Annotated in this window: 24 protein-coding genes; 9 read left to right on the top strand and 15 right to left on the bottom strand. The window is 51.0% G+C overall.

Features of this window, described 5'->3' with window-relative positions; translation table 11 throughout:
* Nucleotides 1-3: 3 nt before the first annotated feature.
* Together SK35_RS00320 and SK35_RS00315 are read right to left on the bottom strand one after the other, a co-directional pair.
* Nucleotides 4-1,038, bottom strand: coding sequence for a DNA cytosine methyltransferase (locus SK35_RS00320; protein WP_048215269.1), 1,035 nt, complete (start codon nucleotides 1,036-1,038; stop codon nucleotides 4-6).
* A 94-nt stretch (nucleotides 1,039-1,132) separates the two neighbouring features.
* Nucleotides 1,133-1,318 carry a YlcI/YnfO family protein gene (locus tag SK35_RS00315; RefSeq protein WP_048215268.1) on the bottom strand — a complete coding sequence of 62 codons (186 nt, stop codon included), beginning with the start codon at nucleotides 1,316-1,318 and terminating at the stop codon, nucleotides 1,133-1,135.
* Nucleotides 1,319-1,446: 128 nt separating this feature from the next.
* Here SK35_RS00315 and SK35_RS00310 point away from each other — a divergent pair, with 128 nt between their 5' ends.
* Nucleotides 1,447-1,737, top strand: coding sequence for a SymE family type I addiction module toxin (locus SK35_RS00310; RefSeq protein ID WP_048215267.1), 291 nt, complete (start codon nucleotides 1,447-1,449; stop codon nucleotides 1,735-1,737).
* An 87-nt stretch (nucleotides 1,738-1,824) separates the two neighbouring features.
* On the opposite strand, the gene SK35_RS00305 is transcribed toward SK35_RS00310, so the two are convergent.
* Nucleotides 1,825-2,154: a hypothetical protein gene (locus SK35_RS00305; protein ID WP_048215266.1), complete on the bottom strand. Its 330-nt coding sequence runs from the start codon at nucleotides 2,152-2,154 to the stop codon at nucleotides 1,825-1,827.
* A 334-nt stretch (nucleotides 2,155-2,488) separates the two neighbouring features.
* On the opposite strand from SK35_RS00305, the gene SK35_RS00300 reads away from it, so the two are divergent.
* Nucleotides 2,489-2,863, top strand: a complete 375-nt coding sequence (locus tag SK35_RS00300; RefSeq protein ID WP_048215265.1) for a Rap1a/Tai family immunity protein — start codon at nucleotides 2,489-2,491, stop codon at nucleotides 2,861-2,863.
* A gap of 114 nt (nucleotides 2,864-2,977) precedes the next feature.
* Here the strand turns inward: SK35_RS00300 and misL are convergent, their stop codons facing one another.
* Together misL and SK35_RS00290 are read right to left on the bottom strand one after the other, a co-directional pair.
* Complete coding sequence (gene misL, locus SK35_RS00295) at nucleotides 2,978-5,782, bottom strand: intestinal colonization autotransporter adhesin MisL (RefSeq protein WP_048215264.1); 2,805 nt, start codon at nucleotides 5,780-5,782, stop codon at nucleotides 2,978-2,980.
* Between the two features lie 75 nt (nucleotides 5,783-5,857).
* A complete protein-coding gene (locus SK35_RS00290; RefSeq protein ID WP_048215263.1) occupies nucleotides 5,858-6,475 on the bottom strand; it encodes a helix-turn-helix transcriptional regulator in 618 nt (205 codons plus the stop codon).
* Nucleotides 6,476-7,052: 577 nt separating this feature from the next.
* On the opposite strand from SK35_RS00290, the gene SK35_RS00285 reads away from it, so the two are divergent.
* From SK35_RS00285 to SK35_RS00275, 3 genes are all read left to right on the top strand, one after another.
* A complete protein-coding gene (locus SK35_RS00285) occupies nucleotides 7,053-7,826 on the top strand; it encodes a winged helix-turn-helix domain-containing protein (protein WP_048215262.1) in 774 nt (257 codons plus the stop codon).
* Nucleotides 7,823-8,287 carry a hypothetical protein gene (locus SK35_RS00280; RefSeq protein ID WP_003827183.1) on the top strand — a complete coding sequence of 155 codons (465 nt, stop codon included), beginning with the start codon at nucleotides 7,823-7,825 and terminating at the stop codon, nucleotides 8,285-8,287. Before SK35_RS00285 ends, SK35_RS00280 begins: the two co-directional genes overlap by 4 nt.
* A gap of 342 nt (nucleotides 8,288-8,629) precedes the next feature.
* Complete coding sequence (locus tag SK35_RS00275; RefSeq protein WP_048215261.1) at nucleotides 8,630-10,126, top strand: C69 family dipeptidase; 1,497 nt, start codon at nucleotides 8,630-8,632, stop codon at nucleotides 10,124-10,126.
* Nucleotides 10,127-10,162: 36 nt separating this feature from the next.
* Here SK35_RS00275 and SK35_RS00270 read toward each other — a convergent pair whose 3' ends face one another.
* Nucleotides 10,163-11,065, bottom strand: a complete 903-nt coding sequence (locus SK35_RS00270) for a LysR family transcriptional regulator (RefSeq protein ID WP_048215260.1) — start codon at nucleotides 11,063-11,065, stop codon at nucleotides 10,163-10,165.
* A gap of 104 nt (nucleotides 11,066-11,169) precedes the next feature.
* Here SK35_RS00270 and SK35_RS00265 point away from each other — a divergent pair, with 104 nt between their 5' ends.
* Together SK35_RS00265 and SK35_RS00260 are read left to right on the top strand one after the other, a co-directional pair.
* Complete coding sequence (locus SK35_RS00265) at nucleotides 11,170-12,177, top strand: zinc-binding alcohol dehydrogenase family protein (protein ID WP_048215259.1); 1,008 nt, start codon at nucleotides 11,170-11,172, stop codon at nucleotides 12,175-12,177.
* Between the two features lie 16 nt (nucleotides 12,178-12,193).
* Complete coding sequence (locus tag SK35_RS00260) at nucleotides 12,194-12,484, top strand: putative quinol monooxygenase (protein WP_162623446.1); 291 nt, start codon at nucleotides 12,194-12,196, stop codon at nucleotides 12,482-12,484.
* Nucleotides 12,485-12,523: 39 nt separating this feature from the next.
* Here SK35_RS00260 and SK35_RS00255 read toward each other — a convergent pair whose 3' ends face one another.
* The gene (locus SK35_RS00255) at nucleotides 12,524-13,300 is read right to left on the bottom strand and encodes an SDR family NAD(P)-dependent oxidoreductase (RefSeq protein ID WP_048215258.1); all 777 of its coding nucleotides are present in this window, start codon (nucleotides 13,298-13,300) and stop codon (nucleotides 12,524-12,526) included.
* Nucleotides 13,301-13,446: 146 nt separating this feature from the next.
* Here SK35_RS00255 and SK35_RS00250 point away from each other — a divergent pair, with 146 nt between their 5' ends.
* A complete protein-coding gene (locus SK35_RS00250) occupies nucleotides 13,447-14,391 on the top strand; it encodes a LysR substrate-binding domain-containing protein (RefSeq protein WP_048216372.1) in 945 nt (314 codons plus the stop codon).
* A 25-nt stretch (nucleotides 14,392-14,416) separates the two neighbouring features.
* Nucleotides 14,417-15,319, top strand: coding sequence for a carboxylate/amino acid/amine transporter (locus SK35_RS00245; RefSeq protein WP_003827166.1), 903 nt, complete (start codon nucleotides 14,417-14,419; stop codon nucleotides 15,317-15,319).
* Nucleotides 15,320-15,347: 28 nt separating this feature from the next.
* On the opposite strand, the gene nlpA is transcribed toward SK35_RS00245, so the two are convergent.
* From nlpA to dagR, 8 genes are all read right to left on the bottom strand, one after another.
* Nucleotides 15,348-16,166, bottom strand: a complete 819-nt coding sequence (gene nlpA, locus SK35_RS00240; protein ID WP_032945419.1) for a lipoprotein NlpA — start codon at nucleotides 16,164-16,166, stop codon at nucleotides 15,348-15,350.
* 215 nt (nucleotides 16,167-16,381) lie between these two features.
* Complete coding sequence (gene dagF / locus SK35_RS00235; protein WP_048215257.1) at nucleotides 16,382-17,125, bottom strand: 2-dehydro-3-deoxy-phosphogluconate aldolase; 744 nt, start codon at nucleotides 17,123-17,125, stop codon at nucleotides 16,382-16,384.
* Entirely contained in the window at nucleotides 17,112-18,221 is a 1,110-nt protein-coding gene (gene dgaE, locus SK35_RS00230; protein WP_048215256.1) for a D-glucosaminate-6-phosphate ammonia lyase, read from the bottom strand. Before dgaE ends, dagF begins: the two co-directional genes overlap by 14 nt.
* A 3-nt stretch (nucleotides 18,222-18,224) precedes the next feature.
* Complete coding sequence (locus SK35_RS00225) at nucleotides 18,225-19,085, bottom strand: PTS system mannose/fructose/sorbose family transporter subunit IID (protein WP_005121522.1); 861 nt, start codon at nucleotides 19,083-19,085, stop codon at nucleotides 18,225-18,227.
* Nucleotides 19,082-19,831, bottom strand: coding sequence for a PTS mannose/fructose/sorbose/N-acetylgalactosamine transporter subunit IIC (locus SK35_RS00220; protein ID WP_003023960.1), 750 nt, complete (start codon nucleotides 19,829-19,831; stop codon nucleotides 19,082-19,084). Before SK35_RS00220 ends, SK35_RS00225 begins: the two co-directional genes overlap by 4 nt.
* Before the next feature lie 25 nt (nucleotides 19,832-19,856).
* Nucleotides 19,857-20,342 (bottom strand): PTS system mannose/fructose/N-acetylgalactosamine-transporter subunit IIB, encoded by a 486-nt coding sequence (locus SK35_RS00215; RefSeq protein WP_003023959.1) that lies wholly within the window; start codon nucleotides 20,340-20,342, stop codon nucleotides 19,857-19,859.
* A 12-nt stretch (nucleotides 20,343-20,354) separates the two neighbouring features.
* On the bottom strand, nucleotides 20,355-20,780 hold the full coding sequence (locus SK35_RS00210) for a PTS sugar transporter subunit IIA (protein ID WP_048215255.1): 426 nt from the start codon (nucleotides 20,778-20,780) through the stop codon (nucleotides 20,355-20,357).
* Nucleotides 20,781-20,993: 213 nt separating this feature from the next.
* A complete protein-coding gene (gene dagR, locus SK35_RS00205; RefSeq protein ID WP_048215254.1) occupies nucleotides 20,994-23,792 on the bottom strand; it encodes a transcriptional regulator DagR in 2,799 nt (932 codons plus the stop codon).
* Between the last annotated feature and the right edge of the window lie 64 nt (nucleotides 23,793-23,856).

The following is a 23,856-nucleotide window of genomic DNA, read 5'->3' as shown; positions in this document are numbered from 1 at the left end:
TATCTAACATGTGGATTCTATATGCTCTTTAATCTTTATAGCATGGGCATGAATAAATGATGGAGGTAACGCATTCCCAATCATCAATGCTGCAAAATCCCTTCCTTTAGCGAGAGAGAAAAAATATCCAACAGGGAATGTTTGTAGAGCAGCCGCTTCTCTAAGAGTTATTGCCCGATCTTGCTCAGGATGAAGGAAACGTCCTTTTGAAGGATTTATACACCCTCCAGTAATTGTAGGTGAAACTGCGTCCCAAGCCATTCTGCCATACACATCCCTGTAGCTATTAGGATTTCGAATGTGGCAAGGCAACCAATATTCTTTAGGTAAGTCGGCCCTCGAACCACCATTTTTAGGCACAAGGCTTATCATCTTTTTTACTCTGTCAGACCTATTTTCTATAATATCATGTAATTTGTCATTACTCTTACCCGGAATTGGAAAATTAAAAATAGCATCTTTTACTGTAGGTTGTGGTGTAACAATTTCAGGTTCATTAACTACGCCCAATTTTGACACAACAAGTATCATTCGTTTGCGCCTTTGAGGTACGCCATAGAATGCTGTATTTTTAACTTGTAAACTCAAAGGACCTACGTTATAACCCATTTCACATAATTCATTCAAAACTCTTGTTATTCTTTCATCTTTTGCTAATGCGGGCACATTCTCGATCATAACAACTTTCGGTTCGAAAGCTTGAACAAACCTCATAAGATCAAAGATTAAATCGTTTCTACTGTCATCTATAGATGTTACTTTATTTCTTGTGCGATGGGATGAAAAACCTTGGCAAGGTGGACACCCTGCTAATAAATCTAATTCACCTGGCTTGATATTTAGTTCCAACATGATTGCGTAGGGATCAAGTGTACGAATATCAGCTTCATACAAAGGGTGCTCTGGATGGTTAACTCTATATGTTTCAGCTGCAACATGTTCCAACTCAACACCTAACTTAACCTCAAAACCAGCTTTTTTTAAACCACAAGTTAAACCGCCAGCACCACAAAAAAGATCAATAGCTGTCAGAACCATTTTAGAACCCACTTTAAAATTAACAAATATATGATATTTCCATCAATTTAATAACATTCAACGTGTTACGATAAATCTTGTATACAGTGGATAATTATTTATTGTCATACAAAATTTTAATCTGCGATCCAAGTCGCATTATGCACGCCTCCTTCACCCACTTACTAAAATTCCCTTTCCCCGCAGCCTTCTCAATCTGCTCCAAAAGCTCATCCTCGAACCTGATGTTCTTCATCGTGCTCTTCGTGCGGTCAAAATTTGGCTTCTTTTTTTCTTGCATGGTAGGTACCACTTAGGTTAGTTTATCATCATGTGGTACCTACCACACGAGCAATGAAATCTGACAACACCCTAAGGTGCCCCAACACCAAAGGGCGTCTAACCTCATCAACTATCAAGGAGTTGATTATGGCTGATTCGCATTCTACCCCAGACATCGACCAATCCGGAACCGAACGTTCGGTAATTGTGGGATACCGCCCTAATGTTTTCGACAAATCTACACCCAAAATTATTCTTTCAGGCAAGTGGCTACGCGAAGCGGGGTTTGATACGGGGCAACAGATTACCGTAAAAGTGATGAATGGCTGTATCGTCCTGATGGTCTATGGCGAGCAGGAGCAACAGTTGCAGGATGAGCTGAAAGAGGCCAATCAGAAGTTAAATAGAATTGAGAGCACGCTGGCGACTCTTCAGTGAAGTACGGCTGAACCTGCAAGCGGTACTTACAGGTTCACCTGGTGCCGGATGGCGATAACGTTTATCCGGCCTACGCTATCAAATGAATCACCGAATAGAGCCATCGGGATAAAGGTACATCCCCCCTTCCAGATAAACAGGCTCACCGTCACTTATCTTCAAATCATCATATAGCGATTGCATTTCATTATCTTCTGACTCTAGACGATAATAGGTATCTACATCATATTTCTCATTGCGTAAATCATCATCATTATAGATACCTAAATGTTTCTTTAGCCCTACAATAGTAAATATCCATTTCAGACCATCTTTAATATAATATGCACCGCCATAAGCATTCTCATCTGGAAATTCTTCATATCCCAGGCGTAGCGCGTGTACACGTGCATGTTTTCCTGTTGTTAGACTATTCATATACACTCATTTTAATTGTCTCATACCATACACTGAACGTCATATTCAAAACACTCTCCTGATAGCCTATTCCAAAAGGTATAAATGACATCACAGTGAAGCACGCATTATAATGTCAATTAAATTGACAGGCACAATACCATCCCAGCTTAAATGATATGTGTATTTTTATTTATAAATAATTGCAACAATGGACGACTAATGAAAAACGTATTTATAGCGATGATTATCGCTCTCGTCACTATCACCGCATCATCCACTGTTTTCGCATGCCCGAAAGGAGAACACCCGCACGGCGGTACTGGCTCACACCATAAGGGCGGCTGGTGCTCATATGATCAGTAAAATTGCCATTCCTGTCTTGTTATTGCTCTGTTTTTCAACACCTGTGCTGGCAAAATCGACATTGAATATCGACGGCAACTCGCTATATCACGGCTATCAGTTGTATGAGAAAGATTTTGATTATTTGAATATTCGGGATGAACAGACAGCAGTGATGTATATGTCTTTTGTTGCCGGTGTAGCGGGGACACTGTCAAAAGAAAAAATCATCTGTAATGAGAGCATAACCATTGGACAGGAAGCTGATATTGTTGGTAATTACCTCCAAACCCATCCTAAAGAACGAACAAAATACAGTCCTTCTGAGTTGGCCATGATCGCTTTAGGCAAAGAACTTGCTTGTAGCAAAAATAGTAATAGCTAGCGCTGCACTCTGCTTGTGTTGCCGGATGGCGCTTGCGCTTATCCGGCCTACGATTCCCCCAAAAAACAAAGCCGCCGATCGGTTAATCAGCGGCATTTACATTACTGCAATGCATCAGAAGTTATATTTCACGCCGAGCATACCGCGGGTATCGCTGTAACCTTTATCCCCGACCTGTTGGGCCACGTTGCTCCACACATTGAGGCGCGGAGTGATTTGACCTTCAACGCCGACTTTCAGCTCGCCGATGTTTTTGGTGCCGCGCATGTCATTGCTCACATCGTCCATCTTCACGCTGGTTGTCTGCGTATTGTGGATCCAGTTGGCTTCAACAAACGGCTGGAACTCGCGAGATTTACCGTCGTCGATGGCGTTGTGCCCGTTGATAAAGGCTTTCACACCCAGACGGGTCATCAGGTTGCCATCGGTGTTGTCCTTCACGCGGGTACCGTTCGCTTCGCGGTGACTGTCGGCTTGCACGTCCATCCATACCACCTGCGCTTTCGGTTGCAGCCAGTAGCTGTTGCGCTCGCTTTCACCCAGTTTGAAACTGTAACCGGCTTCAACCGAAGCGGTTATCCCGCTGGATTTGTATTTCTCTGCTGCCTGCTCCTGGCCCATCACTTTGTTATCAAACCAGTTGTACAGGGCCCAGGTATCCACGTAGGTGCCGGTCTTGTCGGCGTCATTGGCATACCATGTGCCATACAGCCCCACGCTGTAACCGGTGACCTGGCCACGTGAATGGTAGCCGGTCAGGCTGGACCGCGTACGGTTCTGGCTGTTGGCATAACCGGCCATCGCGCCGAGGTGCCAGCGGTCAAGACCGTCGCTACTCCACTGCGCCAGGTCGCCGCCTAGCTGCATCACATAGCTGTTGCTTTGGGTTTTCAACTGCCCGCTACCGTCTTTGAAGCGGGTATGCGCCCCAACGTTACGCATCCACAGGCTGGTAACTTTCTTCTCGCCTGTCAGCATATCGACGTACTGCGTTTCACCCAGACGATCGTGCAGTCGGGTCATAAACAGCGTGTTAGCCGCATAGTTGTTCGCCAGATAACTGCCTGCTTCCGGACGGTATTGCTGCTCAGTGACAGGAGGCGCAACAGGTTCTTCCGGCTCAGGGATAATCGGGTCTACAGGATCGACCGGGTCTGGATCAATAGGGTCAACCGGGTCCGGATCAACAGGGTCAGGGTCATGCGGATCGACGGGGTCCGGGTCTTCCGGATCCGGAGGAGCAGGAATAAAGCTGGTCAGATACCAGTTACTGCCTTTCTGCACAACGTTATAGTCGTACGCACCGGCAACAATACGGCCCGTTTTCTCAAAAGTACCGTCAGAATTACCAGCTACTTCGATAATCTCAATACCTTCAATGGTCTGCGCCCCAGTTCCGCCAATGTTATTCACCGCCACAAACGCATTACCCGCGGTGTTGCCGAGCACTTTCAGCTTGTCGGTTTCGGAGGTATCGTCATTCAGGACAGTATTGAAAACCAGTTTGCCGCCGTTCCCGGTAAAATCTTCATTGATGGTAAGCGTCTGCCACGGTTCGCCGTCAGCATGCCCAAAGTTCACCACTGACCCGCCGTTCAGCGTCAGGTCGGTGAGCGTTGAGCTGTTAGTCATGTTCCAGGTCGCGTCGCTCATTTGCAGCGAGATAACGCCCGTCCCGGCAGTGGCGCTGGTGATGTATGACGCCCCGCTCCACAACGAGTTGTCGGTCATGTTGAGCTTAATGGTACTGTTTTGCTGCGGCAGGCTGCTGGTTGCAGCAGTCGCGCCAGCGGCATGAAGATCGCCGTCGATAAGGAAACGCCCGCCAGTAGAACCGTCTACGATGCCGCCCGTTTCAGTGCTGATGGCATAACTTTCGTTGCTATGATCGCCCGCCATGGTAATGGCGGCACCGCCTGCCAGGTTTATCGCCCCGCGTGAAGTCGCATACAGGCCGCGTGGCGCTTTGCTGTATGACGCCGCTTTCGCCGAACTGTTCACGTTGATCGTTGCGTTTTCACCGAGATTCACGGTCGCGTTGGTGGAATAAACCGCATGAGCGCTGACGCCGTTGACCGTAATCGTCGCGTTGTTGCCCAGTTCCGTTTTGGACGATGAGGCGGCATAAATCCCCGTTGAAGAAGCACCCGAAGTCTCAATGGTGGCGTCATTGCCAAGCAGTATCGAGGAACCGCTCTGCCCGGTGCGAAGACCCTCTGAACTGTCACCTGTCGTCACAATGTGTGCCCGGTCGCCGACCACAATTGTATTTTTGGCCTGCGTGGCGTCTTTCATCGCGTTTGCTGTGATACCACGTCCCTGGGAACCGGTGGTTTGAATATACAGATCGTCGCCGACGTAAATGCTGGCCGAGCCCTTCCAACCCTGGCTATAGGAGTTGTAACCTGCGTTAATACCGTCACCATCCTGACCGTCCACATAAATACTGGTGCGATCCCCGGTGATGATAAAGACCGGGTTATCCGGCGTATTGGCCCCGTGCGTGCGGATACCGTCAACATCTTTACCATTATTGGCGGCATTCTTCGACTGCGTGCGAATCGTCAGGTCATCCCCAAAAATAACGCCCGGACTACCCGTTGTACTGTTCTGAATAACGGTAACAGAGTGCTCAAAAGCTTCAGCGCCGGGTCCATTAATCGTTAATCCATTGCCATAAACGGGAATAGTGCCCGCACTCCATTGATAAACATAATTCGGCATGGCGCTGGTTTTAGCGAAACTGGCATTTGCCTGCGCTGGAATTATTGCCTGCAATTCCGGGGGCAGACTGCTAACCAGTCCGGTGGAGGGTAGACTATCAACGTCAACCCATGCCGCTTGAGCTGAAAATACCATAGAGGTTAATGCGGCTGAAACCGCTATGGCAATACGAGAATAAGATTTGGGATTTGGCATATTAGCCTCCTGCTTTCAGGCGTAGAGCGTCCACCACATCGCAAGGATGTGAAAATAATAAAACTCAAAAATACGTTATAAAATATTCGACAATATTTGATGAATACTATGGCCTAACTTATCTTCAAGCCTGAGCTTGTAGACATATATTTTCTTAATATCGATATTATCTATTTTGGTAATTTGCTGAATACTTTTCCCTGACACAAAACGCTTCAGTAATATCATTTCAGTATAGTTAAGTGAGCGTCCACGTTTGCTGTTAGCGAGATGACCAGTAAAGAGTCGCCTAATTTTCTGATGTTGAACTTCGTCATCATCATCAGAATATATAATCCCTTGTATTTTATTGCTTTTGGACAGCCAGTAGTTGGCTAACGGCGCCAGGTTCCTGTCTGCTATCAACACAATATGCATACCGCTGTAGGCAAGCCGGTCAACCCATTGCGGGTCGGCAAACAAGCGCAGATTCGGGAAAGAAAAGTCCACAAAAATAAACCCACGCGACAAATGGTTTTGATTATTAAGCAGAAGCTTTTCAATAATTCCTTTTTGCAGAAAACCATTCCCCTCAGGCCAGATCGCAAAAGCGGCACGGTGGCAGTAACTGGCGCGAACCGCAGTATCCGGAAATAATTGACAGGATAATTCACAGCTTATGCAACGAACAGTCTGTGACGGTGAGCTCTTCATCAAAAATGACTCCTGTTATTTTTCCATAAATATTTCATTGGTAAATAAATGTGTCAATCCAACACGTTGTACGTTCCTTGTCAGTTAATAACAGTGGCGCTAATAAAATGTAATAAACTCCTGATGTACTAATATGTATGGTCTGTGAGTAATACGATTGCGCTAAGCTTATTTAAGCTTTATCTCAGAATAACAACCTATGCATTAGGAATTTTATGCATAAATTCAGGTTCCAGGATAAACAGTAAAAAAGCACTATTTGCTAAAAAACAACCTGCATAAAAGTTACTTACTAATTACGTAATTCTGATAACTCAATCACCCTTGTCATGTTGTGGACAAATATAAAGATAATTCAGATAAAACTGTAATGAATTCTCATTATTTAACCTTAGTTAATTCTCACCTAAGAAATAAGATTGCTAACATGTTGTATTTAAAGAAGTTTTAATGAATAAGTGAAATTCTTATCTTCGTTCATGAACAAAGAGTGAGGCGCATTTTCGATTTGGATGTAAAATTTAAAGGATGCGTTAGCGCACGCTGTGATTCGTTTTGGTTACTGAGGGCTGGGCAATTGTACCTTATCAATCAGTTGGTCGAATTTAATCCTGATAGCAAAAGTCTGGTCAATCGTCAGACCGGGCGAGCAATTCAGCTCCAGCTCCCTGCCTCGCTCTGTTTTCTCTATTTAATTACTCACGCAAGTGACATTGTTTCCCAGAACACGTTGATGACAATTGGTTGGGGTGAAAGAAATAATGTGACCACCACCAACACATTTTACCAGGCTATTCTGACGCTACGAAACGCGCTGGCGGACGTGGGGTTGCCTCGTGATACGGTGAAAACTATTTCCCGACGCGGGCTCAGATTAAATGAGAATACGCAAGTAGAGACAATAACGCTTCAACAGAGTGAAGTTTCTCCGCCGCCGGTTATTGAAGAAATCCCCCCCGCAAAGATAATTCCTTCGACACCACAACAAACGACGCAGATACCCTGGTTTGAGGTTTTATTTAGCGCCAGTGCCGTGATTGCCACGTTGATCATCTGGCTGGTGTGGTATCAAACGCGCCCTGTTATGCCGTTTAGTAAATTTGTCCAGGCTTCCATGCAGACGCCATCGCGGCAAAATTGCAAAATCTATTACTCACCAAATGAACACGACCAGCAAGGCTATTTCAATCTGATGCAGTTACATCCCTATCTCTGTGAAAACAACAAGCACGTGTTTCTTACCGGTTACAGCAAAGCGGAAAGGATCGTGGCATTTGTCTGTGATAAAGATGCACGGGTGGATGCTAACGCATTTTGTTCTACTCATTATTACTGGATGCGCGGGCAATGAAAAAAACACGCCACCTTATAGTGCTCGTGGCCGGGCTGGTTACTGTGCTCGGTTCAGGCGGATGGTTATGGCATTCACGCTATGCCGACAAACCGCTGAATTGCATCGGTAACATGGAATGGAATATTGGCAGCAACCGCTTTACCGGTACGTTATCGTTTCGGATGTACAACAGTGAAGGCCTGGCCACTATTACCGGCAAACTGTATGGGCGTAATACCTCAGACATTAGCAGGAACATCTATTTTAACTACACCCAAAAGCGCGATGCCCGAGTGCTACAGGCGATGCAGGTCGTCAAAACCTTCGCTGACACCGCTGATGAAGCGGATATTAACGACACATTACCTGGATTTTACCGCCAAAGCGGACGAAGCCTGAGCCTGGTCATGGAGGAGTATAAAGGTGCATGGATTTTTGCCAGCTCCAATGTGCCCTCGCTGTATTGCCGCAAAAGGTAACGTCATATCCGGAAACAAAAAGCACGGCCCCTCAATGAAATTCACATTTGTCATCATTGACTTACGCGACATGGGTCACTGAATCCACACATAACCCATTGCTATTCTTCATCGCGAATCAGGAAACATCCTGAATATCATAATATCCGTTGCGTAATAATTAAGCGAAATGGGCGTTATATTTTGCCCAGAAGACTTCAACCTACGGATGGATATTTGGAGAAGACGTGGGCAGGGGCGTTTATCTCTCTCGCGAGCAATGTCTGAGCGTTCAGGCGTTATCGCATTTCAGGAAACGGTGTGTTTCCGGTGTATTTTTGGCGTACATATGAGGGATACGTAATGTTTACTTTTAAAAAGTGCCTGATTGCACTTTCTATAAATTTGGCCGTTGTTTCATCAGGTTTTGCTTGTACGACCCTGCTGGTCGGCAACGAAGCATCAGCGGACGGCTCCATGCTGGTCGCCCGTAGCGCAGACAGCGATGCCCTGAAAGCACAGCATTTTGTCATTCATCCGGCAAAGCAAAATCAGACCGGGGTATACAGCACCAAAGCACATAATGGTGCGAATGATTTTACCTGGCCACTGCCGAAAAACTCTCTGCGTTATACCACTGTCCCAAACTGGAAAACCCAACTGCACGGCGCGACCGGATTTAACGAGCTGGGTGTCGGCGTGAGCGGTACAGAATCCATTTTTGCCTCACCGAAAGCACTGGCCGCCGACCCGTACGTTGAGGATAAAGGGATCACCGAAGACGATATCCCGGATATTCTGCTGTCACAAAGTAAAACCGCACGTGAAGCTGTGGCGCTGTTGGGCCATATCGTTGAGACCGTCGGCGCAGGCGAAGGTTTTGGCGTTGCCGTCGTCGACGATAACGAGATCTGGTACCTGGAAACCGGTAGCGGCCACCAGTGGATGGCGCAGCGTCTGCCGAATAACCAGTATTTTGCTACCGGTAATCAGGGCCGCTTACAGGATTACGATCCTAAAAATCCGGACATGATGGCGTCAAAAAACCTGATTCAATTTGCGACTGAAAAAGGACTGTACGATCCGGCGAAAGACGATAAATTCAACTTCTCCAAAGCCTATACCCGTGATGACGAGCGTGACCGCACGTATAACGACCCTCGTGTATGGACCATCCAGAAAGAATTCAATCCTTCCGTAAATCAGGATATGGCCAAAGGGCGCGAATTCCCGGTCTTCATGACGCCAGAGAAGAAAATGACGCTGGACGATGTGAAGGCCGTGTTGCGTAGTCACTATGAAGGGACCAGCCATGACCCGTACACCAACGGTCTGAACGGCAAAGAGCCATGGCGTCCGGTCAGCGTTTTCCGTACCTATGAAGCGCACGTCATGCAGGTCCGTCCGTGGTTGCCAAAAGAGATTGGTGAAACGACCTACATTGGCCTGGGCATGGCTGACCTCACCGCCTTCGTTCCGTACTACAGCGGCCTGAAAGCGTATCCGGCTAACTACACGATGGGTACCGATAAAGCGGACGATCAGTCTATCTACTGGAAATATCGTAAATTACAAACGCTGACGATGACCGATTATCCGAAGCTCGCACCAATCGTCAAAAAAGCCTACAAAGCGTGGGAAGACAAAGTGGCGAAGGAGCAAAAAGAGGTCGAAGCAGAGTATCTGAAGATGGCGAAAACCGATAAACCCGCCGCGGATAAGATGCTGAATGACTTCAACCTGCGCATCATGGCCGACGCCGAGAAGCTGACGGAAGATCTGACTAATCAGCTCTTTACCATCCGCACTAAAGACATTCAGTCTGATATTTTCTTTGCGAATGCAACGAAAAAAGACTGAGTAACGACGCGATAGTATTCTGGCGTAAAGCGCTTATTAGCTTTGCGCCAGCATTTCACACCGCGCCTTCACCGCCTCGTGCAGAAGGCGTACCGCGGTTGAAAGCTGTTTCCGATGCGGGCAAATCATATTCAGCGGGACTTTCTCGCCCTGATAATCCGGCATCAGCAGTTGTAATCGACCGTCACGCACATCCTCGCTGACATCCAGCCACGACTTGTACGCCACACCTTCTCCGGCAATCGCCAGGCGCCGGATCACTTCCGCATCGTCACTCATAATGGTGCCGTTAACCTGCACACTGCTGACCTCGCCGTTGCGCGTAAACGTCCAGCGATCGTGCAGGCGGCCGCGTAATACGAAAGTCATGGCGTTGAGCTGTGTTAAATCATCCAGTTTTTGCGGCGCGCCGTTTTGCTCAACCCATTCCGGTGATGCCACCAGCACGCGTCGGTTACCCGGTGCAACCGGCAGCGCAATGTAGGACGCGTCTTCGGTGTTGCCATAGCGAAACGCAACATCGACGGGGTCTTTAAAGACATCCGTTACCTGGTCGGAGAAAAAAATCCGCAGGCGCAGCGCGGGATAGCGGCGTCGAAACGACTGAAAGACCGGTAGCAGCAGGTTACGACCGAGATCGGAAGGCACAGCGATTTGCAGCGTGCCTGACACTTCATCTTCCGGGGTCTGAATTTTTTGCAGCCCGGCATGCATTACATCCAGCATCTGGCGGGCATAGGGTAACCAGACTTCACCTTCTGGCGTCAGGCGCAGGCTGCGCGTGGAGCGAGCGAACAAGCGGATAGCCAACGTAGACTCCAGGCGCTTGATAGCTGAACTGACCTGAGCAGGCTGAACGCCGACTTCGCGCGCAGCATCACTAAAACTATTCAGCGCCGCGGCGCGGACAAACAACGTGAGATCTTCAAGCCGGAACATTTTCACTCCCCGAGTATAAGTCCTGTCGCCATAGGGCTATTTTTCCCGTTCTGTTACCGGTTTACCATCGAATTATTCAACTGATTCCTGTGACCGGAGAGAATATGAAAGCCATCGCCATTACCCGCGCCGCGACCGACGGCAATAACATTGAATTTTTACAAGAGATTGACCTGCCCATGCCAGTTGCTACCGGGCACGATCTGCTGGTTGAAGTGAAAGCCATTTCCGTCAACCCCGTTGATACCAAGGTCCGCGAAGGTTTTAACGCTGATGTGCCGCGTGTGCTGGGCTGGGATGCCGTTGGCGTGGTGAAGTCCGTGGGCGAAGCCGTCACCCTGTTCGCACCCGGCGATGAAGTCTGGTACGCCGGAGCGCTCGGCCGCGCTGGCAGTAACAGTGAATTTCAGCTGGTTGATGAACGTATTACCGCGCTGAAGCCAAAAACACTGGATAATGCTTCTGCTGCGGCGCTGCCACTGACCGCTATCACCGCCTGGGAAATGCTGTTCGACCGTCTGGGCGTTGAGGAAAATGGCAATGAAGATGATGTGTTATTGATTGTTGGCGCGGCTGGCGGCGTCGGTTCTATTCTGACACAACTGGCCAGTAAGCTGACCAAAATGACCGTCATCGGTACCGCATCACGTCCGCAGAGCCAGAAATGGGTACGTGAAGCGGGCGCTCATCATGTGATTGACCACAGCAAGCCGTTGACGGAAGAGCTGGCACGGATAGGCATTAAAGAGGTGACGCACGTTGCCAGCCTGAACAATACCGAGCAGCACTATTCGCAAATTATTGCCGCACTGGCGCCGCAGGGCAAACTGGCGCTGATTGACGATCCACAAACTCTCGATGCGCGCCCGCTGAAGGCCAAAAGCATTTCGCTGCACTGGGAGTTTATGTTTACCCGTTCGATGTTCACAACCCACGACATCATTGCGCAGCATCAGTTACTGACCCGCGTGGCGCAGCTGATCGACGACAGCACCCTTCGTACCACGCTGGGCGAACATTTTGGCGCGATTACCGCGGCAAATCTGCAAAAAGCCCACACGCAAATTGAAACCGGCCGCTCGGTTGGCAAGATCGTGCTGGAGGGGTTTTAACATGTCTGATTCTGACGTGATTTCAATTATTGCGGTACTGAAAGCCAAACCGGGGAAAATCGACGCACTGAAACAGGCGCTACAAGCTCTGCTGCTGCCCACGCGCCGGGAGCCGGGCAATATTGAATATGCCCTGTTCCAGTTACGCGACACGCCGGATGTGTTCTACGTGCGCGAATCCTGGCGCGGTCAGGCCGGTCTGGATGAGCATATCGCTCTGCCACATTTCCAGGCGTTCATTCTACAAATGAACGATCTGCTAGCCGAACCGCTACGGCTGGATTATCTGACGCCGATTGAGCCTTAATGTCTCGACGCTCCCCCGCAGCTATGCGGGGGATTTCCATCAGCCATTACGTCCGGCCATAACACCGCCATCCACATCCCAGATAGCGCCAGTTACCCATTGCGCTTTGTCTGACAACAGGAACGCGACGGATTCAGCCACATCACGCGGCGTACCAACCCGACCAATCGGATGGAAGCTGTCAAAGCTGCTCATCACACCTTGTACGTCTTCTTTCGGGATAAATCCTTCGTAGATAGGTGTATGCACGACTGCTGGCGAAACGGCATTGACGCGGATCCCATTTGCCCCCAGCTCGATGGCCAGATTTTTAGTTAATGCATGCAGTCCCGCTTTTGCCATTGAGTACGCTGAAGAAGGTGTTGCGCCAATTGCCTGTTGTGCCCACATCGAACCAATATTCACGATGGCACCCTGGATGTTAGCCGCCACCATATTACGCACGACATCGCGGGTGATAAAAAACGTCGCGCGGTTGAGGCTCATGTACAGTTCATAATCTTCAACTTCATGATCAGTGAAAGGTTTTGGGAAGAAAACCCCAGCTGCATTTACTAACAGGTTGATGTCTTTGTGCTCAGCATTTACCGTTGCCATCACCTGCTTAACACCCGCTTCTGACATCAGATCCGCCACAATGACAGAGACGTCACCCAGCTCCGCCAACGCCTGATGGGCCCGTTCCGCTTTCTCGGCACGATTGCCAACCAGCACCATTCGACCACCACCCTGGAGGATCAGTTTTGCGGTTTCAAATCCGATACCACTGGTACCGCCCACCACTAACAGTTTTTTGCCGACAAATAATGTGTTCATCGCTAGCCTCGTTTCAAGTATTCATTAATGCGCTAACAATGCCACTACCCTGAGGCGCTGACGAATGAGAAGAAATAGCGAACCGAGAAAGAAAATCTATCTCGATGGCATATACTGAAGATATTCACAAAACGGGAAATGACCTAATGCGCTCGCTTAATCGGCTTAAATGGTTACACGCTTTTGAGGCCACAGCCCGCCACGGCAGTTTTACTGGTGCGGCGCAGGAACTGGGGGTCACTCCGGCTGCCGTTGGGCAACTGGTTCGTGCGCTGGAAGACTGGGTTGGCCACCCGCTGCTGCATCGTACTCGTTCAGGCAAAGAGCGTCTCACGCTGGTCAGCGAAGCACAGGACGCGTTGCGCGAGATAACCCAGGGACTGGATAGTCTGGAATCTGGGCTGAACAAGTTACGCGGTCGGCGAGCACGCTCGGTGGTGATCATCACGGCCTCTCAGGTACTGGTGATGAACTGGCTGATGAGCCGCCTCAATCGCTTCTCACAAGCGCATGAAAACATAGAATTACGCTTGAACGTGACGGAAAAGCTGATGGATGTTGCTCATGGCGAAGCGGATCTGGGCGTACGTTGCGGTAAAGGCGACTGGCCTGGGGTAAATAAAACCTGGCTGATGGATGAAGAAGCGGTTCTGGTTTGTAGCCCGCGTATTGTGCCAGTAGATAAAATTTCCTGTGGAGAATGGTTGGCCGCACAGAAGCTTATCCATGATGACACTCCCCACCCCGGCGCCAATTTCCCGGGCTGGAATGATGTCCTGACCGCCACCCAGGCACCTGCCGTTTGCGACAGTGGATTGCACATCAACTCTACCTCTGCAGTGATTCTGGCGGCGCTCAGCGGTCAAGGTGTCGCCATTGTGCGTAGGGCATTGGTGCAGCAGCTACTGACAGACGGACAACTGGTTCAGCTTCATCCCAACACCCGCTGGCCTCTGGCGTGGTCTTACTACATTGTTACGCCACAGCACGCGGTAATGCGTCCGGAGGTAAAAGTCTTTAATGACTGGCTGATTGCGGATGTGCTGGCAGAAATCACAACCATCTCTGCTATGATGCCTGCACACAAATAAAACAAAACAACATGCCGAGGGAAAGATGAGTTCCACCAGAAGAGGGATGATGAACGTCCTGATTGCCGCCGTATTGTGGGGAAGTTCAGGCGTTTGCGCGCAATACATCATGGAGCAAAGCCAGATGTCGTCGCAGTTTCTGACCATGACGCGCCTGATTTTCGCCGGGCTCATTCTGCTGATGCTCTCTTTCGTTCACGGCGACAAAGTGTTCTCCATTATCAAAAACCGCAAAGACGCCATCAGCCTGCTGATTTTTTCCGTGGTTGGGGCGCTCACCGTACAGCTAACCTTTCTGCTGACTATTGAAAAATCCAACGCCGCCACCGCGACGGTGCTACAATTTTTGTCACCGACCATAATCGTGGCGTGGTTTTCCGTGGTGCGCAAAGCACGACCGGGGATTTTAGTGCTGACTGCGATCTTCACCTCGCTTATCGGCACCTTCTTGCTGGTCACCCACGGTAACCCGACATCGCTGTCTATCTCACCTGCCGCGCTGTTCTGGGGAATTGCCTCGGCGTTTGCCGCCGCGTTCTACACCACCTACCCCTCAACGCTTATCGCGCGCTACGGCACGCTGCCGGTTGTCGGCTGGAGTATGTTAATCGGCGGCATGATCCTGCTGCCGTTTTATGCCGGACAGGGCACTAATTTCGTGGTGAATGGCAGTTTGATTCTGGCGTTTTTCTATCTGGTGGTCATCGGCACGTCGCTGACGTTTAGCCTGTACCTGAAAGGCGCGCAGATGATTGGTGGACCGAAAGCGAGCATTTTAAGCTGCGCGGAACCGTTGAGCAGCGCGTTGCTGTCCCTGCTGCTGTTAGGTATTACCTTTACCCTGCCAGACTGGCTGGGCACGCTTTTGATCCTCTCCTCGGTAATACTTATCTCAATGGACTCACGTCGCCGCGCCAGAGCGGTTTAACACCAACCGGCGCGGCAAAAGGTCATGATTACCAGCCCGGAACCGCGCCACCGTTAAAGATAGTTTCTGCCGCCTTCGCCACTTCAGGTGACTGATAAGATTGCAGGAACTCTTTCACATTCTCGGCATCTTTGTTGTCTTCTCGCGCCACCAGAATGTTCACGTACGGTGAGTTTTTGTCTTCAATAAATACGCTGTCATGTACCGGGGAAAGCCCGGTTTGCTGGATGTAGGTGGTACTGATAATCGCCACATCCACTTTCTGATCGTCCAGTACACGCGGCAACTGCGCACCTTCCAGTTCCATAATTTTCAGATGCCGCGGATTATCAGTGATATCCAACGCTGTTGGCAGCAGACCGGTATCCGCTTTCAGCGTAATTAACTTCTCTTTTTGCAGCAGCAACAGCGCCCGGCCCAGATTGGTAGGATCGTTAGGTATCGCAATCGTTGCACCGTCTTTTAGTTCAGCGACAGTTTTGATTTTCTTCGAATAACCAGCCATCGGGAACACAAAGGTATTGCCCACTGCGACCAGCTTATAGCCGTGTGCTTTATTATCTTGTTCAAGGAACGGGCGATGCTGGAAGACGTTGGCATCCAGCTCACCATGATTGGTGGCATCGTTGGGCAGCAGAGAACCGCTAAAACCCACCAGTTCCACCTCCAGACCATATTTTTCTTTAGCGACTTTCTTCGCGACCTCCGCTACATCCTGCTCAGCACCGTTAATTACACCCACTTTGATATGCTTTGCATCACTGCTCTGTTGATCGCATCCTGCCAGCAATAATCCCGCCAGTAATACCGCCGCCCCGGCCCCGAAATAAGGTATCTTCAGCTTCACGTTTTATCCTTTTGCAATAACCGCCTGATGAGTAATGAAATGACTATAGCGGGAAGGCCGCTGCGGTTTAAAAAACGAAAAAGCATCAGCAAGAAGAAAAAAGCATAAAGCAGACATATGGACAAAAATGTCCGGTAGCGCTTACGCTGACCGGGCTGGTGACATGAGGTTATCTGTAGGCCGGATAAGCGAAGTGCCATCCGGCGATAGCAACATCACACCAGGGTTTTAACTATCTCCATCAACCTGACGACGTCTGCAGGCCGGGTATTACCGGTCTGTGGGTCGATAATCGAGCTGTAAACATGCGGCATGACGCGCGGTACTCCCGCCTCCAGACAGGATTGCAGGATAACGCCGAAGTTATCGAGATCGATACCGCCGGTTGGTTCAATCAGCGTCATGCCGTTTCTCGCCGCTGTCGTCGCCAGTGCATATAGCTCAGGCAGCGACTGTTCACCGCCCATTGGGAAGAACTTCGCCGCATGGGCTCCTGAATCCAACATCATACGGACCGCTGCATCGCAGGAAACGCGGGCTGGCGTGCCCTGGCTGCTGCTGACGCCGGTCGAGATCAACACGTCCCCCGGCGTGCCAGTGGGACTGACTAACGCGTTGATATGGGTCTGTTCACCGCCCGTTGCCGCCAAGGCGCCTGCCGCAAACCCGCAACCGGTAAAGGTCTGGTTGACGTGTGCTGGATGTACCTGTGAGGCAATCATCGCCGCTTTGTAATACTGCGCCGGGTCACCGGCCCCCAACCCCACAGAAATCGACGGCACGTCGTTCATCCAACGTTTTACTTCCAGAACCCCTTCCTCAACCGAGGAAAACTGCGCCGAAAGAATGCCAATCACCGCGTGGCCTTCGGCAGCATCATAGATTTCCCGCGCATTGGCGATATCCTTCGCCAGCACGTTAATAGCCACTTTATTACGATAAAAATTAATGTGTTGCATGTTCTGCAATCTCCTTTAATCGGGCCACGATCAGCGCCATTTCCCCTTCTGCGACCGTACGCGGGTCAAGGCTAAAGACGCCCTGATGAAGGTTGTAACGGCGAGCGTAGATCGCGATATCGCCCTCACGCAGGTGCGCTTCTACAGCGTAAGCATCCATTCCCAGCACCTGCGCATTCACCCGAATACGAATCCGCCAGATAGCGCGTCCGGCCTCATCCTGCTCGATATCCGCATCCAGTCCGCGAATCTCTGAAATCGCCTGCGCCACGGGGCGGAGCTCTTCGGTGGTGACCACGGTTTGTCCCTGATGGTAGTTTTCCAGGGCATACACCAACCCAACCATATTCTCTTTGCCGATTTTCATCGCCCGGGCAATCCCGTGGTGCTGCGCTTTACACGCGGCAATCCACTGTTTCTTCCCGGTGATAAATCCGGAGGTCGGCGCGTTAAAGGCTTTTGCCCCGCTGTAGACCACCATATCCGCCCCGCTCGCCACCCATGCGTGTAAATCCTCCTCGGCGGCAGCATCGACAATCAGCGGCAGGTTGTGAACCTGCGCGATCTGCACAAAATCCGCAATGCTCAACATCCCCTTCTGCACGCAGTGGTGCGATTTCACGTACAGAAGCGCGGCGGTGCTATCGGTAATCGCGCTCTCCAGCTGCCAGCGGGCCGCCAGATTACTTGAGCCAACCTCCACCACCCGCCCGCCGCCCAAACGGATGGCGCTGGTGATGGGCGCACCGTAGTCAACGTTATGCCCGCGCAGCATGACCACTTCATTGGCCATACCTGCGCTGTCCGGCATCAGCGAGACTCGCGCCTGGTCACCACGGGTAATGGCGGCGGCAACAGCGATAGCAATGCCCGCCGATGCACAGGAGGTGACATAGCTGTCTTCAGCCCCGGTGTAGCGGGAAACCAGTTCTCCAGTTCTGTCCACCAGCCGATCAATTTCAACAAAGGCTGAAGCAGCCCGCGCGGTGGCCTGCATTACTTCCAGCGCTACGCTGGAAACACCCAGAATCGTCATCTTGCCGCAGGCGTTAATGACCTGTTTTAGCCCCAATTGTTGGTAGATATTCTGTGTCATGGCTTACAGTACTCCCAGCAGCGAACAAACCACGCTGAGCGCGACAATCGACAGTAAAATCGTGGTGTAACGCGGTCCTTTCTTCACCAGATAGAAATAGATGGCGAACACCGCCGCCAGCGGCAACAGGCCGGGGGCAATAGAGTCGAGGATTTGCTGGACCACAACTTCAGAGCCTTTCAGGGCGCTAAGTTTTAACGGCGTGGTGATCTTGACGTAGCTTGCAGAAAGCGCGCCCATCATGATCAAACCCAGCACGTTAGCGCCGTAGATAAGTTCCTTTATTCGCCCTCCCTGCAGCAGCCCAATTATCGAGTCACGCCCCAGCGTATAGCCTTTGTGAACCATGCCATAGCTGATTGCCAGCGTAATAGCAGGATAGAGAATTAACGGTACAATTCCGCCCATCGCGCTGCCATTCGCCGCAAACGGGATGAATATAGCAATTAACAGCGGCATCACGGCGGCCCAGATGATGGAGTCCCCCATCCCGGCCAGTGGTCCCATCAACCCGGTTTTAATCCCGGTAATTGAAGCGTCGCTGATCGGCTCGCCGCGGGTTTTCTGTTCCTCCATCGCAATGGAGATCCCCTGAATCACCGCCCCGAACGTCTGCTCCGAGTTAAAGAAGTTCAAATGGCGTTTCAGCGCTTCAACCTGCTCCTCTTTTTGCGGGTAGAGTTTTTTGATGATCGGCGTCATTGAGGCGCAGAAAATAAGGCTTTGCAAACGTTCATAGGAGCTGGAAACTTCCGCACCTAGCCAGTAGATAAACCAGGCTTTGGTGATGTCTGCTTTGGTCAACGTGCCGCTTTCACGCGCGCGCTCCACCAGTTCATGCTGCATTACATCGCTGCTCATCATGCTGCTCCTTCATTTTTCGCCAGACCTTTAATGAGGAAGGCCACACAGGTACCAAAGATTGCCATCGCCATGATGTCTACCTTCAGGTACAGCACCGCAAAGAAACCGCCGATAAACCATGGCAGCAGGCTCTTTTTACCGATCACCATAATGGTGATGGCGAAGCCCAGCGCCGGCAGAATGCCGCCCATAATTTCAAAGGAGTGCGTCAGCCAGTGCGGCATCAGCTTAAGGAAGCTTTCCACAACGTCCTGACCAAAATAGTTGGCGGCGAAGACCACCGGGAAACGCAGTACCAGCCCGAGCAAAGCCGGGTAGAGGAACGCACAGCGCATAATGCCCGCCATGTTTGCCGTTTCCGCATGCTTGTCGGCCATATGTACCCACGCCGCGTTTAGCGTGCGGCGCAACTGGTCGAGGAACACGCCGATAACGCCAAACGGGATCGCCAGTGCGATAGCCAGGTTCGGGTCCATTCCGGCCTTCACGGCGATAGGAATTGAAATGCAGGCAGCCAGCGCCGGATCCGACGGGACGTTGCCGCCTGGCGTGGAGGTCACGCCGAGATAAACCAGCTGCATACCTGCACCGATGATCATCGCCGTTTCCATGTTGCCTAACAGCAGACCAACGAATACGGCAATCACCACTGGCTGTAGCAGCATGGCGGAGAAGGTGTAGCCAAGGCGTAATCGGGCAAACCAGTAATACAACCCCATCAGGCTTGCGAAGACTAAAGTATCCATAATTAAGTACCCTGTTATCAAAGAATTAGAATTTTTTCAGGATATCGTCCAGCGACTGAGGCTTATCTTCCGGGATAGTCTGGAAGAACACCTGAATCCCACGATTTTTCAGGTCGCTCAGAATGCCGACGTCTTTTTCATCCAGCGTAATGTTCTGGAATACCGCTTTGCGGTTTGGCCCACCGCCCAGCCCACCGACCTGAATGGTGGTGACATCAAAACCCAACTGGACCGCTTCCTGAACCGCCGCCAGAGAGGGGAACAGCACCAGCACTTTGCCGTCACCAAGCTGATTTTCTTTCCATGCGGCGGCAAAACTCTGGTTACCAAAGCAATCCACTTTGATGTTCGGCGGCGCGGCCATCAGGTAGATGTTTTTCATAAACGGATCGGCATCCAGCTCATCGCTGACCACTGCAATCCGGTTTGCCTGAGATTGCCCAACCCATTTGGTCACCACTTGTCCATGAATCAGACGGCTATCGATACGACATAAAACGATGTTTGCCATGATGTTTATTCCTTATTGTGATTGTTGTAATTGACGTACGTGGGCAACAACGTCCAGGCAGCTACTACGCCCGGCCTCGACCAGATCGGCCACGCAGGTGGTCAATTGGCCATGCTCGCGTTTGTCCAGCGCCTCCAGTAACAAAGAGGCGTTCAGCCCGGAAATCACTGCCACCGGGTAATCGGCGCTCAGCCGCGCGGCCACGTTAGAGGTGGTGCCGCCAATAAAATCGGTCAGAATCAGTGAGCCTTCCGGCATGGTTTTCACCACGGCTTCGACGCGTTGATAAAACTCGCCGAGCGTATCAACAGGCATCAACGCGATTTCCGTTACGCCTTTGATTTCGCCCATCACCATGCGCAGGCTGTTGCAAAGCTGTTGCCCCCAGCCGCCATGGGTCAGCAGCAGGATCTGGGGCAAGGATTCAGTGGTAGTCAAAATGGCCTCCTGGCTCGATTACATGAGACTTGCAATGCCTGATGGCGCTTTCGCTTATCAGGCCTACGGGAAGTGCTTTTGTAGGCTGGATAAGGCGTTTTATGCCGCCATCCGGCAAACTCATCAAAGTAAGAGCAAAGGCTGTGCCAGAATTTGTGTCACGCGGGGGAATTGTGGGTGTTGGCGGGGCGCAAAGCCCCACCAGACAAGGGATTAGCTATACAACAGTTCGTAGATATAAAAATATTCCGCGTCCGATAACCGAATGGCATAGGCCTCTTCGATCGGCAGGAAAGCCGATTTAATGACACTAAACGCACGAATATCCAGATCCGGCTTGTTCTCCAGCGCCATCTGTAACGGTTTGCGGTTAATCACAATACGCTCGACCATACAGCAGCAATGGATCAGGAAGCGCAGTGTCACCTGACGGCTCGGTTTGAGCGACAGCGCAGCGGTCAGATTATTCAGCACGCCTTCCATCTCTTTCAGAATACGCTGCGGGTTGAGCACCGAAATATGGTTAATGATGCTCTCCATAGTCAACGCGCTGATAAAGCGCATCGCGCTACGCTCCATCTCCAGCCGGCGTTCGCTGCTGGAGAGATCTGGCGTCAGCAGGCTGAGCACCAGCTCAGGGCCTTGCTCAGAGAACAACTCCTCGAGCGAGATAAACGGAATATCCGGCAGTCCTGGCTGGAAAGTACCCACTATGCCCGCCAGACGTTCACTGGCGTTAATCGCCTGCTGAACACGCTCCAGGCTGCGAACTTCGTTGTAATCGAGGATCACCATCCGCGTATCCTGCGACATCAACTCACCGAAGCTCTCTTCCAGCACCTTTTTGATTTTTTCTGCTGTTCCCATCCCTGTAATGCAAGAAATGACCAGCACTTTACCGCTGTTTTCCTGCTGTGGCGTACAGAGCTGACAGGGAATATTTTTGCTCTGCATCAACGCCGCCAGCTGCGGCAAGTCGCTGGTTTCGTAGCTTAAATCCAACCCTATTTCCAGCAGACTGGTGAGCGTGATGTTGGGCATCAGCAGAACGTCTATCTGGAATAATTTGCTGATCGTACTGCCAAAATGGACCAGCGAGCCAATATCCACCATCAGGATCAATCGGCGATACTGCCGGGTTTGGATCATCTGTGTCAGAGCTTCCAGCGTGTCATGCACTGACTGCTCGAAAGGCATATCGATAGCGCTGAACACCTCGCGCTCCAGCACGCGATTCACGTACTGCGCCTGGCTTGTGGCGGTCGTCGCGCCATGGGCAATCAAAATCACCCCGCAGTCAGGACTGGCGTCTATCCGTTGGCGGTAATGGCGACACTCTTTGAGGAACAGGCACAGCCAGACCACCTCCGTCGCCGGACACTGAATATGCAGCAGTTCATTGATTTTTCGGCATAACAGCGTGGCGTTTTCGTATTCATCTTTGCAGCGATCGAGGATCAGGCTGGAAGAATAAAGTTGCGGAATAAGGCCGCGCTGCACGTAGCCAATCAGCGCCAGAAAGTGTTTGCGCAGCGGGTTTACCAGATTTTCCGGCAGCGTAAAACCAAGCACCTGCTCAACGCAGCCGATCAGCAGTGTAACTCGCTCTTCAATCTGATCGCCATAGCGCGGGGGATGCGCCACACTGTCGCGGCTGTAGAGACCATATTCAAAAATCGAGCTGAGTTTGTTTTTGAGGATTGCCAGCGTTTCAGCAGGTGGTACGTTGCTGTTACGCAGGTTGATATATTCCCGGGTCAGGAAGCTGTAAAAGAGATCACTCTCTTCAATTTCGGCTCCGGTGGCCAGCGAATTTTTCAGTGCCGGCAACGTGCGGGCATCGATGCTCAGGTGCTCTTTGCCTTCGAACAGCGCCCCAACCAGCAGACGTTGTTCCGGCGTGGCGTTAAAGGGGATCTCGGTCAGACGTTTATCCAACTGTAGCGTATCGCTGTGCTCCGTCATCCCCGAGGCCCAGGCCTGGGCGCAGAGAAACTGAATGTCGCTCTTGAGCTGACCAATATTGCCTTCCAGCGGCTTGTTCAGCAGCCAGAGCAGCAGGGTACGGTCGATGCTTATCGTACGCTCGATTTTGCGGCTCTCACGCTGCAAGAAACCAACGATCAGCTCAACCTGCTCTTCCACCGAACGCTGGCGAATGCCGGGGAGATCGATACATACCTGAATACGTCTCTGGAAAGTGCGCAGCAACGCCGAACTTACCGGTTCGGTGGTCGCACATATCAGGCGAACCGAGATTGAACGCGCCACGGCGCTTGAACCCAGCGGCCGGTATTCACCTTTGTCGAGAATAGAGAACAGCTTTTCCTGACCTTCATACGGCAGACGATGCACTTCATCGAGCAGGAGATAGCCGCCATCAGCCTGTTCGACCAGACCGGGTTTATTCTCGTTTGCACCGGTAAACGCTCCCTGTCGATGACCAAACAGGTGCGATGAGAGCAGCTCCGGGTTATGCGCGTATTCCGCGCAGTTGAAATAGACCAGCGGTGGAGGTGTTCCCGGTGCACGTTCGCAGGCGAAACGGTGCATCAGTTCGGCAAAAAAGGTTTTACCCACGCCGGAGGGACCGGTCAGCAGAACATGTAGCCCGTGGGGATACAGCACCGCCGCGCGGCCTTTTTCCACCGCATCGCGCAGGCTGCGATCGTAACCAATCAGGCTGGAAAAGGGATCGTCTGTCGCCTGGTTTTCCTGAACAGGCAACAGGTCGGAAACGGTTTGCACTTCACGCTCGGACTCATCTAATTTACGCCCCAGCAGCGCTTCAATCGCCTGACGATGCAGAAAGAATACCGGGCGCCCGCGGCTTTTAATCGCCAGGCCGTCGTTCCAGAGCTGATTGAGATCTTTACTGACCGAGTTGCGCGCCAGCCCGAGGTTGAAGCCGATGGCCTCCGCCGTGAACGCCGTTTCCTGCGCCAGATGGGCAAGATTCAGTCCTCGCGTCAGCCGTTCCAGCTCTCCCAGTATTATCTCAATCCGTCTCATCTCTTTACCGCTTAAGAAATAAATGATTGTTCAGAACATACACTATTATGCTGCGCAAGAAAGT

It is taken from the genome of Citrobacter sp. MGH105, from assembly GCF_001037485.2.
In the GTDB taxonomy this organism is placed as follows: Bacteria; Pseudomonadota; Gammaproteobacteria; order Enterobacterales; family Enterobacteriaceae; genus Citrobacter; species Citrobacter portucalensis.
This window is presented reverse-complemented; position numbering and strand designations above follow the sequence as displayed.